Source organism: Streptomyces telluris (assembly GCF_024519335.1).
GTDB classification, from domain to species: domain Bacteria; phylum Actinomycetota; class Actinomycetes; order Streptomycetales; family Streptomycetaceae; genus Streptomyces; species Streptomyces telluris.
This window is the reverse complement of sequence record NZ_JANIID010000015.1, coordinates 98,798-113,589: the sequence shown is the minus strand read 5'-3', so window position 1 is coordinate 113,589 and position 14,792 is coordinate 98,798. Positions and strand designations below refer to the sequence as shown.

Below are 14,792 nucleotides of genomic sequence, written 5' to 3'. Positions count from 1 at the left end.
CGATGCCTATGCAGGTGCGCTCAGCTCCGCAACGAGTGCCCGCATCGTGTCGAAGGCCGGTTTGGGGGTGTAGTCGTCGGTGGTGAGGCCGAATTGATGGAACAGGCCGGGGTCGGCACTGTCGGCGTCGCGCAGCGCGAAGTGGGCGTAGGCGCCGATCCGCAGGTCCTGCGCGTGGGCCGCGACGGTGCGTACGACGGTCTCGACCACGTCGGCCTGACGGTGCTCGGGGCGGTCGGGCCCGGTGGGCCAGCCGTGCTCGGTGATGTGCAGGGGCAGGTGCGCCAGGCCGGCGGGTGCCAGTACGGCGTCCCGGTGGTGGCGCAGCAGTCCCTCGGTGGCGGCGGCGAGGTCGGCGGCGACGGGCCGGAAGACGTCGGGGAAGAAGTCCAGGCCCACGTAGTCCAGGTCGCCGACGAAGTCCGCCTTCCCGTGGCCGGTCAGGTCGGCGACGAAGGAGGCGGCGGGGCCGAAGAGGGGGGTGGTGTTGAAGCCGACGCGCAGGTGGGTGTGCCCGAGTTCCCGTACGCGCGCCTTGGCGGCGGAGACTCCGCGGGCGATCGCCTCGTTCACCCGGGGGTAGAAGCCGTCGAGCGTGGGGATCGTGGTGACGTTCGGCTCTTCCGTCACCTGCAGGGTGTCCGTGATCGCGCCGTACTGGTCGACCAGTTCGCGCAGGAACGCGCAGTAGCCGTCGACGTTTCCGGCCGCGGACCGGTACTGCGCCACCAGGTCCAGGCGGCGGCCCCGTACCGCGTACTGCTCGGCGGCGGCCGGCGTCGCCGTCGCGTGCGGCCCGCCGGGGCGGGTGGTGTCGTCGAAGGCGGTGTAGGCGCGCACCAGGAAGGGTCGGCCGGGGCGGCCTTGGAGGAGGTCGAGTGCGGTGGCTATGCGGGCCGGGTCGTCGGGCGGGCCGTCGGCCAGGTGCCCGGTGTCGTCACCGGCGACTCCGCCCGGGTAGATCCCGAAGACGAGTCCGTCACGCGTTTTCGTGGGCATCGGTGGTGCGGTTCCCTTCGCTCTCGGCGGGCCATGTCAGGGCGCCGGTGCGGATGTCGTCGATGACGGCCTCGATCCACGCCGTCTCGGAGCGGGCGAGGCCGATCGCGTATTCGGCTTCGATGACGTGCAGCCGGGGCACGCCGGCCTTGCGGGCTTCCGCGAGGCGTTCCGCGTCGGCTGCCGTGCGCTCGCGCAGGCGCCGGGCCCGTTCCGAGAGGGCGTCCACGGCGCCGCCCGGGCCGAGGGCGCCGAGGTAGGCGACCGCGCCCAGGAACTGGGAGAACTCCCGTTCCGGGTGGCGGATGTGGGAGTCCAGGCGCCGTACGAGTTCCTCGTGGCCGGCCTGAGTGAGGGCGTAGACGGTCTTCTCCGGGCGGTTGCCGGAGCGTTGCTGCCCTTGCACGGTCGCCCAGCCGGCTTCGGTCAGGGCGGCGACGACGTTGTAGAGCGAGCCCCGGTTGACGGCGGCTGCGTGGTTGTCGCTGCGGGTGCGCAGCTCGGCGAGCATCTGGTACGGGTGCGAGGGCTGCTCCAGCAGGAGTCCCAGCACGGCGAGCACGATCGGGTTGTCGAGGACGCGGCGCGGCATGACCGAAGACTATGGTCTAAATAGACCATTGGGAAGCCCCGGGCCCGCCACGGCGCCCCGGCCCGGGAGCCGGCGCGGCGCGCGGCCCGGGGAGCCAGCGCGGCACGACCAGGGCCAGCAGCAGGGGGACGGCGGCGAATCCGGCGATGACCACGGAGACGTTCCCCCACAACGAGCCCACGCCGTAGGCGACGTAGAAGGCGATGGCCACGGCGTCGGTGCCCAGCCCCGCCAGCGACGTGACCGTGGCGCGCGCGTCGGAGCGGACCGCGTCCTGGAGGCGGGCCTGCGACAGCACGATGGCCAGTTGGACGGTTCCCAGGCACAGGGCCACGGGCAGGATGCCCAGCGGGTGCTGCCCCAGGGAGCCCGCCGCGAGTAGCACCGCGGCCACGGTCAGGGCGGCGGCCAGCCGCGAGGCGCCCAGCCCGGCCAGCGGTCCGGCGAGCCAGCCGCCGAGCGCCTTGCCCACCACGGCGAGGATCACCAGCAGCGGCACGAAGGCCGTGGAGATGCCCGTCGAACGCACCAGCAGGGGAAGGTACTCGTCGATGACGAGGACCGCGGGGAGGACGGCGGCCACCGCGGCAGCCCGGCGCACCTCCGGGTCGCCGCGAACCTCGGCCAGCCCCGCGCGGAGCATCGCGAGGTAGCGTGCGACGGCGGGTTCGGCGGGACGGGCATCGGCGGCTGCCCGGCCGTCGGCGAACGGGCCCTGCTCGGTGACACGCCCCTTCGATGCGCGGCGCGGCAGATACAGCGCCGCCCCGGCCGTGGCCGCGCAGACCGCCGCACTGAGGGCTTCCACCAGGGCGTAGTGCCCCACCGCGAGCAGCGGGGTGGCCACGAGCGTGGCGAGTACGTTGGAGGCCAGGGCGCCGACACGGGAGCGTCCCAGCAGCCGTGGATAACTCGCGGCCGAGTCCTCGGCGGAGAGTTCGTCGTAGACCAGGGCTTCCAGCGTTCCCGAGGTGAGGGCGTGGCAGGCGCCCCAGAGCAGCACCCCGGCGACGAAGGCCGGGTAGGAGGGCACGAGCACCCACAGGACGAAGCAGGCGGCGCGCAGGACGGCGCCGAGCGCGAGCAGCATGCGGCGCGAGGCGACGTCCGCCCAGGCTCCCGAGGGCACTTCCAGGAGCAGCGCCGAAACGGCCAGCAGCCCGAACAGCGAGGAGACTTCGACGGAGCCCAGGCCCGCGTCCGAGAAGCGCAGGGCGACCACGGGAACGAGGGGGACGAAGTCGTTCAGCGCGGAAAAGACATAGAGCCCTCTGCGTAACCTGCGTAACTCCGCGGATTCGCGGGGGCGTCCGGGACGGATTCCGGGCGGCGTCCAGCACCCCATTCCCGCACCCCTTTCCTGAGCGAATTTCCCCGCCGGTGCCATGGGGCGTAAAACCGCCTGTTCCGAGCCGGAATTATGGCACAGAATGGGGCGGATCGACCCGCGAGTTTCAGGCACCCTTCCGGGAGCGTGAGCGTGCGCATGCGGTCAGGGGTGCCGTGCGATCCCCCGAGGAGGAGCCATGCGCATTCTGCTGATGAAGCCGCCGATCCGGGCCTGCATGGTGGAGGTCGGCCGGCACGTGCCGATCGGTCTCGCCTATCTGTCGTCCGCGCTGCGGGAGGCCGGACACCGGACGGCGATCTTCGACGCCCTCTCCTTCGTCGAGGACAACCACGTCGTGCCCGAGAGCGAACTCACCGCGAAGGAGCAGGAAAAACTCCGGCACCATCCGCGCTGGCGCCACATCCTGCACTGGGGCGCCCGCCGGGAGCGGACGGAGGAGGCGTTACGCAGCCACCGGCCGGATGTCATCGGCATCTCCTGCATGTTCACGCCCTTCTACGAGGCCGCCTACGACCTGGCGCGGCTGGCCAAACGCATCCACCCGCAGGCGGTCGTCCTGCTGGGCGGCCAGCACGGCACGGTGAGCTTCCCGCACGCCCTGCAGGTCCCGGAGATCGATGTCGTGGTGCTCGGCGAGGCCGAGGCGACGGTCGGCCCGCTCGTCGCGGAGCTGGCGGGCGCCCGCCGTCTGGACCGGCTGCCGGGGATCGCCTTCCGGTGCGGGGAAGGCTTCTGCGGATGTACGGAGCCGGGCCGCGCTCCGCACATCCGGCCGCGGACTCCGTTCGCCGCCGATCTCGACGCCCTTCCACCGCCCGCCGCCGACCAGCTCGACTTCGCCCGCTACGACGGGACGACCACGCTCATCACCAGCCGCGGCTGCCCCTTCAGCTGTACGTTCTGCACCGTGCACGCCACCGTGGGAAAGGAGTTCCGGGCACGCTCCCCGGAAAACGTCGTCGACGAAATCGAGCATTATGTCAACCGATACGGAGTGCACCGGTTCCTTATCGAGGACGACAACTTCACCTTCGACATGGACCGGGTCCGCTCGATATGCCGGATCATCCGGGAGCGGCAGCTCGAGGTGAAACTTCGGCTGCCCAATGGAATCACCGTGCTGAAACTCTCCGACGAACTCGTGGCGGACATGGTCGGCGCCGGTTTCGAAAGCCTCTTCTTCGGCCTGGAGACGACCGACGCCGTCCGGCTCCGTCGCATGCGCAAGGGATTCACCTCGCTCCCCAAGGTGGCCGCCGGGGCCTCGCTCTTCCGTCGGCACGGCCTCGACGTCAACGGCTCCCTCATCGTCGGCCTGCCGGGCCAGACCCTCGCCGACATGGCCCAGGACTCCGTGAACTGCGCACTGGCCGGAGTGCGGTTCTACACCAACCCCTTCTACCCGATCCCCGGTTCCGCGGACTACCGGACCTGCCTGACGTCCGGGCTCATCGACAGCCTCACCGAACCGGCCCTCTTCGACCAGTTCAACTTCGCCTTCGGGAACGGAGAGGTCTCGCCCGAGGAGATGTACTGGGCGTGGGCCGTCACCCAGGCCATGGCGCTGTGGCCGCGCTACTTCGAGGAAGGCGGCCTGCGCCGGGGGCGGGGCGGCGAGGTGCCGCTCGCCGAGGCGGCGGACCGCCTGGCCGCCCACAGCCGGGCCCTGCTCGCGACGGGACGGCGCATGGACGTGCCCGCCCTCGTCCGCGACGCCCGCGTCACGGACGGGGGCACCGCGCTGGTGCGGACGGACCCCGGGAGCTGTTTCTGCGCGACGCAGCGGGTGGTCGGGGACGGGCGGGCCGCCGCCGACGCGCCCGAACTGTGCCTGTACTCCGGCGACGTGATCGCCGCGGCCCTGTCCGGGTACACCGGCGTGCCGCACGCCGCGGCCCAGCGCGCCTCGGCCGCGGCGGGCGACGCCGAGGGCTGCGCTTTCGAAGTGCGGCGCACGGACGCCGAACCGCTCGCGTCCATCACCGCGGTGTTCCTCGACCGCCTGGACGCGACGCGGCGCGAGCCCGGCCAGGAAGTGGTGGGAGCGTCCGTTCCGTAGCCGGGTCTCCCACCTCACACCCCCGATCCGCCCGCTGCCGCGCCATCCACCCTCCGCCATCGGTAAGTTCACGTCCGGCAGAGTTGTGAGACCAGAGGTTCGAGAGGGGCTCTGATGCGCAGTGGCGGACCGGTTGCTGGTTGATCTCGACGCGTCGGGGCGCGCGTCGGTGTCGGCGTGGCTGGACGGGGACCTCCCGGGCCCCGTGGGCGAGCCGGCGGCGCTGAACTGGCCGCTGACCTCCGACGAGCTGGAGGACCTGCGCTGGTACCTGGAGGACTACCTGCGCGCGCCCTTCGGCGTGTACGAGGACCGGGGCAGCCGGATAGCCGGCCGGCTGCCCGTGTGGGGCCGGGCCATGTTCACCGCCCTCTTCGGCGCGGGACCGGCCCGCGACGCCTACGTCCAGGTGCGCACCCGGGCCGCCCACCCCGGCTCCACCGAGATCGTGCTGCGCTCGGCCGCGCCGGCCTGGCTGGGGCTGCCGTGGGAGCTGCTGTGCGACCCGCGCCTGCCCACTCCGCTGGCGCTGGACGGGGTGGGGCTGAGCCGCGGCCTGCCCGCGGCGAACCTCGGCAACGCATTCGACGTCGGCGGGCGGCAGTTGCGCGTCCTGATGGTGATCTCCCGGCCCGACGGCGCCCGCGACGTCGGCTACCGGATGATCGCCCGCCCGCTGCTGCGCCGGCTGGAGGCGGTGCGCGGCCGCGTCGAGGTGGAGGTGCTGCGGCCGCCGACGCTGGAGGCGCTGGCCGAGCGGCTGCGGACGGCCCGCGAGGCCGGAACGCCGTTCCAGATCGTGCACTTCGACGGGCACGGCGCGCTGACGGACGAGGGCGTGCTCGTCTTCGAGAAGCCCGGCGGCGGCGCGGACCACGTAGGGGCCGACCGCATCGCCCGCATCCTGGCGGACGCCCGCGTGCCGGTCGTGGTGCTCAACGCCTGCCAGTCCGGGGCGGTGGGCAAGCAGCTGGAGGCGGCCGTGGCCACCCGGCTGCTGGCGGGCGGCGCCTCGGCGGTGGTGGCCATGTCGTACAGCGTGTACGCCGTGGCGGCGGCCGAGTTCATGACGGCCTTCTACGAGCGGCTGTTCGCCGGTGACACCATCGGCGAAGCGGTGCGCGCGGGGCGGGCGCAGATGGCCCGGCGCCCGGGGCGGCCGAGCCCGAAAGGGGAGCTGCCGCTGGAGGACTGGGCGGTCCCGGTGCACTACCTTCGCCGCGAGGTCCGCTTCCCCGAGCTGCGGTCCGCGCCCGCCTCCGCCCGGCCGGAGCTGTCCCTGGAGGCGGCCCTGGACCGGCTGCGCGAGCGCGGCCCCGGCGAGCGGTTCGATCCGCTGGCCCCCGAAGGCGAGTTCGTCGGCCGCGACACGCTGTTCCACACCCTGGAGGCCGCGGCCCGCAACCGGCGCGTGGTCGTCCTGCACGGCCCCGGCGGAACCGGGAAGACCGAGCTGGCCAAGGCGTTCGGCCGCTGGTGGCGCGACACCGGCGGCGTCGGCCGGCCCGAGTGGGTGATCTGGCACTCCTTCGAGCCCGGCGTCGCCTCGTTCGGCCTGGACGGCGTGGTCTCGGCGATCGGCCTGCGCGCGTACGGCGCGGACTTCGCCCGGCAGAACACGGACACGCGCCGCGAGCTCGTACGCGACCTGCTGCGCGAGCACCGGCTGCTGGTGGTCTGGGACAACTTCGAGTCGGTCGCGTCCATGCCCGACCCCGACGGCGCCACTCCCCCGCTGGACGACGCCGCGCGCGGCGAGCTCAGGGACTTCCTCGCCGAGGTCGCGGCCGGCGGCCGCAGCGTCGTCCTGGTGACCAGCCGCACGCCCGAGCACTGGCTGGGGGACCTGCGCCGCGTCACCGTCGGCGGCCTCTCGCACGACGAAGCCGTCGAGTACGCCGACCACGTGCTGCAGCCGTTCCCCGCCGCGGCACCGCGCCGCGCGGACCGCGCCTTCGCCGACCTGCTGGAATGGCTCGACGGCCACCCGTTGAGCATGCGGCTGATCCTGCCCCACCTGGACACCACCGACCCCGCCGCGCTCCTGTCCGGCCTGCAGGGCGGCACCACCCTGCCCGCCCCGCCCGGCGGCGACCGCACCACGTCCCTGCCGGCCAGTATCAGCTACTCCCTCGCCCACCTCGACCCCGTGGAGCGCCGGCTGCTGGCGGCCGTATGCCTGTTCCAGGGTGTCGCCGACGCCCGGGTGCTGGCCGAGTTCTCCCGCCACGAGCGGACCCCGCGGCGCTTCCGCGACGTCGACGGCCGCGGGTGGGACGCGGTGCTGAACCGGGCGGCCCAGGTGGGCCTGCTCACCGGCCTGGGCCGGGGCATGTACCGCACCCACCCCGCGCTGCCCGCCTACCTCGCCGAACGGTGGCGCGCCGACGACCCTGCCGCCTACGCGGCGCAGCGCGCGGACGCCGAGGAGGCGATGCTGTTCGCGGTCACCGGCTTCGCGGAGTGGCTGCGCCGGGAGCTGCACGCCGACGGCGCCTCGCAGGCCTATCGCACGCTCGGGCTGCACCTGCGCACGCTGGGCCATCTGCTGGGGCACGCCTTGGCCGGACGGTCGTGGCTCAGCGCCAGGTACCTGATCCGGCCCCTGTACCTCTACTGGCAGCGCAGCGGGCTGAACGAGGAGATCCTCGCGTGGAGCGACCGCGCCAGGCTGGCCCTCGAAGGGCCGGACGGCACCCCGCCCCTGCTCAGCGAACCCGGTGGAGAACTGTGGCTGCTGGTCGCGCGGGCGCAGGCGGGCAGGCTGCAGATCCAGGCCCGGTTCGACGCCGCGGAGACCGTCTACACCGAGATCCTCACCCTGCTCGGGGCGCACCCGGAGCCGCCCCGGGAACAGCTCGCGACCGCCTACGACGAGCTGGGCAAGCTGGCCCAGGTGCGGGACCGGCCGGACGAGGCCGAGCAGTGGTTCGGCCGGGCCCTCGCCCTCAGGAAGGGCTCGGGCAACCCGTCCGGCGAGGCCGAGGCGTACCGCAAGCTCGGTCTCGCGGCGCAGGAGCGGAAGCAGTGGGAGGAGGCCGACCAATGGTTGCGCCGGGCCCTCGCCGTCACGGAGGAGGCGGGTGACCACCGCGGCATGGCGGACCTCTTCAGCGACCTCGGCGTCGTCGCGGTGCTGCGGGGCCGGGGCAACGATGCGGAGCAGTGGTACCACCGGCTCCGCGCCGCCAAGGAGGGGGAGGCGGCGGAACACCCGCGCCGCAGGGCCCACCTGTGCCACAAGCTCGGCCTGCTGGCGATGGGCGGAGTCCTGTGGGACGAAGCCGCGCAGTGGTACCGCGAGGCCCTCGCCATCGAGGAGCAGCTGGGCGACCGGTCCGCGATGGCCGGCACCTGCAGCGACCTCGGCCGGGTGGCGCACGCGAAGGGACGGCTGGACGAGGCCGAGCAGTGGTACTTGCGGTGCCTGACCATCGAGGAGGCGCTGGGCGACAAACGCTCCCTCTCACTCACGTACCACGAGATGAGCGGGCTGGCGGCGTCCCGCGGCAGGCCCGGAGATGCCCTGGAGTGGGCGGTCCGGTCGGCGACCCTCTTCGGCCGCTTCCCGCACCCGTCGGCCGGCTCGCGCCCCCGCGACCTGGCCCGTCTGACCGGACGGCTGGGCATGGCGGCGCTGGAACAGTGCTGGGCGCGCGTCACCGGCACCCCACTGCCCGCTGACGTACGTCAGTGGATCGAGACACACGGCTCGGAGGAGAGACGATGAGCGAGCGGACGGCAGCGACGGAGAACCCCGCCGGGCGGGGAGCGCGGGCGGCGGCACGGCGGATGGCGGGCACCCACGGCGCGCAGCTGGAGGCCCGGGTCGAGGCGGCGCTGCACGCGCAGGGGGCCGGAGCCGGTGCCCGGGCGGGGCAGTATCTCGACGCCGATCCGGTCGCGCTCGGCTCGCTGATCGTCAGCGTGGCCTCCCTGGCGTGGACGGTCTACCAGGACCTGCGCACGAGGACGCCGTCCCCGTCGCGGCCGGTGATCGCCCGTCGCGTACGGATCGAGCTGCCGGCCGACGGCCGGACCACTCCGGAGGAGCGGGACAGGATCATCGACATCGTGGTGGAGGAAGTCATCCGGGACGCCGAGGACGGGGAACAAGGCTGAGGACCGGGGCGGCGTTTCCCAGGCGGCCCTCGAAGCCCGTCGAAGACGGTACGTGTCCTCAGTCACGTACGTGCCGCACACACCTGACCTTGGATCCGGCATAGGGGGGTGTAGGGGCTGAAGCCGCTCCCGGTCCGCCCGTAGTCTGCCGACGGATCCGGAACCTCGGCGTCATCAACCTCGGCGTCATCGACGGAAGGCGGGCGATCAGCCGTGGCGGTAGTCCTCATCACCGGTTGCAGCAGCGGCATCGGCCTGGAGACGGCGCTGGCGTTCGCGCGCAGAGGGGACCGCGTCCACGCCTCGATGCGGAATCCGGCCAAGGCGGACGGGCTCCGCGAGCGCGCGCGTGCCGAGGGGCTGGACATCGAGGTGCTGCCCCTCGACGTCACCGACGACGCGTCCGTGACCACCGCCGTCCGAGCGGTCGAGGAGCGCCACGGCGCGGTCGACGTCCTCGTGAACAACGCGGGCGTCGACTACACCAGCGCCGTCGAAGCCGCGTCCCTGGAGCAGGCGCGCGCCGTGATGGAGACCAACTACTGGGGCGCGCTGCGCACCATCCGCGCCGTCCTGCCCGCCATGCGGGCCCGGCGCGGCGGTGTGATCGTCAACGTCAGTTCCCTGGCGGCCCGGATGTTCGCGGTGCCCTACGGAGGGTTCTACACCTCCAGCAAGGCGGCGCTCGGGGCCGCGAGCGAGGCGCTGGCGGCGGAGGTGCGGCCGTTCGGCATCCGCGTGGTGTGCGCCGAACCGGGCGCCTTCGTCTCCCGGATCCACGAGAACGCCGCCAAGCGGGAGCCCTCCGGCGACGACCCGTACGCAGCGGACGAGACCTGGCTGGCGCGCTTCCTCGCCCGCATGGGCGAGGGCGCCGGAGACAGCCGCGAGGCGGCGGAGGCGATCGTCGCCGCCGTGGAGAACCCCGCCACCCCGCTCCACACGGTGATCGGCAAGGAGGCGGAAGCGGCACTGGAGTCCACGCGCGGCGTCTCTCACGAGGAGTGGCTCCCGCAGTTCGTCCAGCTGGCCGAATCCCTGGCGGGCCCGCGCCCGGCCCCGCAGGCGCGCCCTCACGGGTGACCGGGCCCGAAGGCGGCCGTGATGTGATGGTGCAGTGAACCGCACCGCCACTGAAGACACCAACCGCCGCATGCTCAGGGCCCGGGACGCGATGGACCGGGCCTACGCGCAGCCGCTGGACGTCCCGGCCCTGGCCCGGATCGCCCATGTGTCGGAGGCCCACTTCACGCGCACCTTCCGGGCCGCGTTCGGCGAGACGCCGCACCGCTATCTGCAGCGGCGGCGCGTGGAGCGGGCGATGTTCCTGCTGCGCGAGACCGACCGCAGCGTGACGGACATCTGCTTCGAGGTCGGCTTCGGCAGCCCCGGAACCTTCAGCCGTACCTTCCGCGACATCGTCGGCCGGTCGCCGAGGACGTACCGCAAGGAAACGGCGTCCGCGGCCGCAGGCGTACCGACGTGCTTCACGATGGCGTGGACGCGGCCGAGCGCCTGACCAGCCGGGGGGCGCCGGCCGACTGAGCAGTTGCTGACTCAGTGGTCACCGACTCAGTAGTCGCTGACTGAGCAGTTTTGGATAAGTTTCCGTCCGTCCCGCCCAGTAGCGTGATGCACATGTTCAACGCCATCACGCAATCGCAGATATACGTTCTCGACCAGGACGAGGCCCTCGACTTCTACGTCGGCAAGCTCGGCCTGGAGGTCGCCGCCGACGTCGACATGGGCTTCATGCGCTGGCTGACCGTCCGCATCCCCGGCCACCCGGAGCGTCAGATCCTTCTCGAGAAGCCGGGCTCCCCGGCGATGTCGGAGGAGACGGCGCAGCAGGTCCGCGAACTGGTGACCAAGGGGGCGATGGGCGGCTGGCTCATCTTCACCACGGACGACTGCCGCAAGACGTACGAGACGCTGCTGGCCCGGGGCGTCGAGTTCACCGAGGAGCCCACCGACCGCCCGTACGGAACCGACTGCGGCCTGCGCGACCCGTTCGGCAACCGCATCCGGTTCACCCAGCCGAGGGCTGAGGCCCGGGCCGCGAGCAGGCGCCGGAGCCCGGAAACGGGTGGCGGGGGCGGGAGCAGGGGTGTCAACAGGAGCCCGTACTCTGGCGCCTGTTGACGGTGGTGACGAGGGGGGAACGTGAGCATCGCGCTGTTCGCGCTCGGGGGCACGATTTCGGTGTCCGGGCGCGCCAAGGGTGAGCGGCTGACCGGCGCCGAGATCACCGCCGCCGTGCCCGGGCTCGACGGGCTCGGGACGGCGCTGGACGTGCAGGACGTCCACGCCGTGCCGAGCGGGAGCCTGACCTTCGCGCAGGTGCTCGGCGTCGTCGAGGCCGCCTCGCGGGCCGTGGCCGAAGGGGCGGTCGGTGTCGTCGTCACGCAGGGCACCGACACGCTGGAGGAGACCGCGTTCCTCGTCGATCTGGTCTGGGAGCACGAGGCGCCGTTCGTGCTGACGGGCGCGATGCGGCAGCCGGGCATGGCCGGCGCCGACGGGCCGGCCAACGTGCTCGCGGCCGCCCGCGTCGCCGCCTCGCCCGCGGCGCGCGGGCTCGGCGCGCTGGTGGCCTTCAACGACGAACTGCACGCGGCGCGCTGGGTCCGCAAGTCCCACAGCACGAGCACGGCGACGTTCGCGTCGCCGAACGCCGGTCCGGTGGGTCACGTCATCGAGGGCGAGGTGCGGATCCTGGCCGCCCCGCCGCGCCGCTCCACCGTCCTGCCGGCCGGCTGCGACAGCGCACGGATCGACGGCGCCCGCGTGGCCCTGCACTGCGTCACGCTCGACGACGACGGGGCTCAGCTCGAAGGGCTGGCCGAGACGTACGGCGGCCTGGTCGTGGCCGGCTTCGGCGTCGGGCACGTGCCCGCTTCCCTCGCCCCCGTGCTGGGTGCGCTCGCCGACCGCATCCCGGTCGTCCTGACCTCCCGTACGGGCAGCGGCCCGGTGCTGCGGCACACCTACACCGCGCCCGGCTCGGAGACCGACCTGCAGCAACGCGGGCTGGTCAACGGCGGGTTGCTTGACCCGTACAAGGCCAGGGTGCTGCTGCGGCTGCTGCTGGCGGCGGGTGCGGGGCGGGACGAGGTGGCCGCGGCGTTCGCCGAACACGGCCACTGATGTTGCCGGGCGACTTCCTCAGAGGTCCGTGTCCGCGTCGGGTTCCACCTGGCGAGCCTGAGCCCACTGCTCCTCGAACTCTTCGCGGCTGATCTCCTGCGCCACCACCTCCGGGGCGAAGAGGTCCACGACCGGCGTGTTGAAGGGCCAGTCGTCGGGACCGCTCTTGAAGGCGGCGGTCCCGTCCTCGGCCAGCTCCACCTCCCGCATGCGGCGCCCGTCGGGCCCGACCTCCATCAGATAGACGGTCAGGTGCTCGTCGTCGCCCTCGTCGTCGCCCTCGTCATTGCCCTCGTCCCATCGGCGGCGCAGGTACACGACGTCCTTGTCCGCGAGTGCGCCGAAGCCCGGGCGGCCGCGCTGGGCGTCACGTTCGGCCCGCATGCCGTCCAGGCCCGGAGGCATCTGCGGTGCGTCGATGTCGACTTCCGGTATGTCGTCGTCGCCTTCGCGCCATGCCAGGGTCTCCGGGTCCGTGACGACCTCCGCCCATGCGAACGTCTCGAGGATCTCCCGTTCCGACCGCGCGAGGACCCACCACCACGCGCCCCCCATGCCGTAGTCGTGGAGGACGAGGAAGCGGGTCTTGAGCGCGGCGTCAGTACCAGTCACGGCGGCAAGATTACTTGGATTGTCATGGACCGCCCCACCGACTACTTAGGCTAACCTAACTCCACCTTCGGTCGGTCGAAGGAACGGCTTGCCCGGATCCGCTCTGAGGACGGTCACCATGCAGCGACAGCACAGCCAGGGAACACCCGGCACCGCACGGACCCGTGACGGCCGCGAGCTGTTCTTCATGGAACAGCCGGGGCCGGCAGGAGGCGGTGGCGCGACCGTGGTGTTCGAGGGAGGCCTGGCCTCGACCCGCTCGTACTGGGCGCCCGTCCAGCAGGCCGTGACGGGTTCGGCCCGGACGGTGGTCTACGACCGCAGCGGCCTCGGCCGCAGCGCCCCCGACCCGTCGGGCCTGCGCAACCTCAACCGGCTCGCCGACGACCTGGGCGACCTGCTCGACCACCTCGGGCCGGGGCCCTTCGTCCTGGTGGGACACAGCTGGGGCGGCCTGATCGTGCGCGTCGCCGCGGCGGCCCGGCCCGAGCGGATCGCCGGCCTCGTGCTGGTCGACCCCACGGACGAGGCCTGCGACCTGCTCCTCGAACCCTCCATCCGCAAGCTGGAGAAGAACCGCTACCGCATATCCGTGCTCCTCGCCCGCCTCAAGCTGTTCGGCCTCTTCTTCCGCAAGGTGACCAACGCCCTGCCGCCCGACGCCGCCGCCGACATGCGTGCGGAGGCATTCACCCTCGCTGCGGTGCACACGATGGGCGCAGAACAGGCCTCCGTCGAAGCCGACCTGCGCACTCTGCTCGACCACCCGCCGAAACTCGGCGACATCCCCGTCACGGTCATCTCCGCGACCCGCCCCACCCCCGGCATGAGCGCAGAGGCCCGCCAGTCCGTGAACGCCTCCCACGCGTACCGCGCACGGCAGTCGCCACACGGCCGGCACGTCCTCGCACAGCAGGCCGATCACATGGTCCCCACCGACGAACCCACGATCATCGTCACCGAGACGGAACGCCTGCTCGGCGTCGAGGATCCTGCTGCCGCCGCTGCGGACCCTTCCCCGGAACAATGACTTGCGGCGGGCGATGAGGCGATCGGCAGGAGCGGGCCGTACCGGTACGAGCCCGTACCCAGGGACGGGCTCGTACCGGAAAAGGGCTTGTACCGTCGGCGCCGGGAACATTCCGGCAGGGCACCTCGTTTGACCTCGGGTCGACCAACCTTGATCGCGAACCGAGGAGTATCTTGCCCGAGACCTCGCCTTCCGGCACCGTGACCGCTCTCCCCTCCCTCGCCGCCCAGGCAGAACGTCTGATCGAGCTCGGGGTGCACGAGCTCGCCGGGATACCCGCCGATGAGCTGCGCGCCTTCGCCGCGAACGCCGGTGACGAGGACGGCGGCGCCCTGCTCGCCGTCCACCCGGACCACGCCCCCGCCTCCGCGCTCGCACCACTGCTCCGGCACGACGGCAAGCCCGGCTTCGTCGTCACCGACATGGCCGACGTCGACGACTTCGCCCCCTGCACCGTGGAGCTGCCCGACGCCCCTCTCTACCTCGTCACCGACCTCGACCGTGGCGACCACATGGCCGACTGGAGCCCGGAGGAGGCCCTGCCCGCCCTCGCCGGGCAGGGCCGCACCCCGCTGCTGCTCACCGAGGGCATCCACTGGGTGCTCCAGCAGTCGGCGATCCTGGAGCGCAACCGCTGCTTCATGACCATCGGCTCCCGGCTGCGCAAGGCGAACGGCGCCCTGGACGCCCGTACCCCGGCGATCTGGATCAGCAACGGCACCGGGCGGGACGGCCGCGAGCGGCGCAACGCCCCGAAGGTCGGCTGGTGCTGGTGGGGCAACCGCCACACCTGGCTCGGCTTCGCCTCCGCCACGGGCCGGCGGCGTTAGCCTCGCCCTGCCCCAGGAGTCCGGGGCCGCGGCACCCTGCGAGGATGCCG

At 72.7% G+C, this 14,792-nt stretch carries 12 protein-coding genes and 1 pseudogene; 9 read left to right on the top strand and 4 right to left on the bottom strand.

From position 1 onward, the window contains the following. Nucleotides 1-6: 6 nt before the first annotated feature. From NQU55_RS18060 to NQU55_RS18050, 3 genes are read right to left on the bottom strand one after another with little or no spacing between them, the layout of a single operon-like run. Entirely contained in the window at nt 7-999 is a 993-nt protein-coding gene (locus NQU55_RS18060) for a hypothetical protein (protein ID WP_168092613.1), read from the bottom strand. Then, on the bottom strand, nt 980-1,591 hold the full coding sequence (locus NQU55_RS18055; RefSeq protein WP_168092612.1) for a PadR family transcriptional regulator: 612 nt from the start codon (nt 1,589-1,591) through the stop codon (nt 980-982). The genes NQU55_RS18060 and NQU55_RS18055 overlap by 20 nt, the downstream gene beginning before the upstream one ends. 16 nt (nt 1,592-1,607) lie before the next feature. Next, nucleotides 1,608-2,936 carry an MFS transporter gene (locus tag NQU55_RS18050; protein ID WP_277355336.1) on the bottom strand — a complete coding sequence of 443 codons (1,329 nt, stop codon included), beginning with the start codon at nt 2,934-2,936 and terminating at the stop codon, nt 1,608-1,610. 181 nt (nt 2,937-3,117) lie between these two features. Here NQU55_RS18050 and NQU55_RS18045 point away from each other — a divergent pair, with 181 nt between their 5' ends. From NQU55_RS18045 to NQU55_RS18015, 7 genes and pseudogenes are all read left to right on the top strand, one after another. Further along, nucleotides 3,118-5,001 carry a B12-binding domain-containing radical SAM protein gene (locus tag NQU55_RS18045; RefSeq protein ID WP_168092610.1) on the top strand — a complete coding sequence of 628 codons (1,884 nt, stop codon included), beginning with the start codon at nt 3,118-3,120 and terminating at the stop codon, nt 4,999-5,001. Between the two features lie 133 nt (nt 5,002-5,134). Continuing rightward, nucleotides 5,135-8,731 (top strand): CHAT domain-containing protein, encoded by a 3,597-nt coding sequence (locus NQU55_RS18040; protein ID WP_168092609.1) that lies wholly within the window; start codon nt 5,135-5,137, stop codon nt 8,729-8,731. Next, nucleotides 8,728-9,123 carry a hypothetical protein gene (locus NQU55_RS18035; RefSeq protein WP_168092608.1) on the top strand — a complete coding sequence of 132 codons (396 nt, stop codon included), beginning with the start codon at nt 8,728-8,730 and terminating at the stop codon, nt 9,121-9,123. The genes NQU55_RS18040 and NQU55_RS18035 overlap by 4 nt, the downstream gene beginning before the upstream one ends. Nucleotides 9,124-9,336: 213 nt before the next feature. Further along, nucleotides 9,337-10,206, top strand: coding sequence for an SDR family oxidoreductase (locus NQU55_RS18030; protein WP_168092607.1), 870 nt, complete (start codon nt 9,337-9,339; stop codon nt 10,204-10,206). Nucleotides 10,207-10,276: 70 nt separating this feature from the next. Beyond that, entirely contained in the window at nt 10,277-10,642 is a 366-nt protein-coding gene (locus NQU55_RS18025; protein ID WP_168092618.1) for a helix-turn-helix domain-containing protein, read from the top strand. A 119-nt stretch (nt 10,643-10,761) separates the two neighbouring features. Beyond that, nucleotides 10,762-11,169 (top strand): annotated as a pseudogene (locus NQU55_RS18020) (VOC family protein); the annotation flags it as partial. Nucleotides 11,170-11,286: 117 nt separating this feature from the next. Next, nucleotides 11,287-12,270: an asparaginase gene (locus NQU55_RS18015; RefSeq protein ID WP_168092606.1), complete on the top strand. Its 984-nt coding sequence runs from the start codon at nt 11,287-11,289 to the stop codon at nt 12,268-12,270. Between the two features lie 18 nt (nt 12,271-12,288). Here NQU55_RS18015 and NQU55_RS18010 read toward each other — a convergent pair whose 3' ends face one another. Further along, complete coding sequence (locus NQU55_RS18010) at nt 12,289-12,882, bottom strand: hypothetical protein (RefSeq protein WP_256790839.1); 594 nt, start codon at nt 12,880-12,882, stop codon at nt 12,289-12,291. A 118-nt stretch (nt 12,883-13,000) separates the two neighbouring features. On the opposite strand from NQU55_RS18010, the gene NQU55_RS18005 reads away from it, so the two are divergent. Together NQU55_RS18005 and NQU55_RS18000 are read left to right on the top strand one after the other, a co-directional pair. Next, nucleotides 13,001-13,912: an alpha/beta fold hydrolase gene (locus NQU55_RS18005; RefSeq protein WP_168092605.1), complete on the top strand. Its 912-nt coding sequence runs from the start codon at nt 13,001-13,003 to the stop codon at nt 13,910-13,912. A 173-nt stretch (nt 13,913-14,085) separates the two neighbouring features. Further along, complete coding sequence (locus NQU55_RS18000) at nt 14,086-14,742, top strand: DUF5701 family protein (protein ID WP_168092604.1); 657 nt, start codon at nt 14,086-14,088, stop codon at nt 14,740-14,742. Nucleotides 14,743-14,792 lie beyond the last annotated feature (50 nt).

Coding starts and splice junctions, on each gene's coding strand:
- NQU55_RS18055 (WP_168092612.1), bottom strand. CDS start 1,591: ATGCCGCGCCGCGTCCTCGACAACCCGATCGTGCTCGCCGTGCTGGGA.
- NQU55_RS18045 (WP_168092610.1), top strand. CDS start 3,118: ATGCGCATTCTGCTGATGAAGCCGCCGATCCGGGCCTGCATGGTGGAG.
- NQU55_RS18060 (WP_168092613.1), bottom strand. CDS start 999: ATGCCCACGAAAACGCGTGACGGACTCGTCTTCGGGATCTACCCGGGC.
- NQU55_RS18035 (WP_168092608.1), top strand. CDS start 8,728: ATGAGCGAGCGGACGGCAGCGACGGAGAACCCCGCCGGGCGGGGAGCG.
- NQU55_RS18005 (WP_168092605.1), top strand. CDS start 13,001: ATGCAGCGACAGCACAGCCAGGGAACACCCGGCACCGCACGGACCCGT.
- NQU55_RS18050 (WP_277355336.1), bottom strand. CDS start 2,936: ATGGGGTGCTGGACGCCGCCCGGAATCCGTCCCGGACGCCCCCGCGAA.
- NQU55_RS18025 (WP_168092618.1), top strand. CDS start 10,277: ATGCTCAGGGCCCGGGACGCGATGGACCGGGCCTACGCGCAGCCGCTG.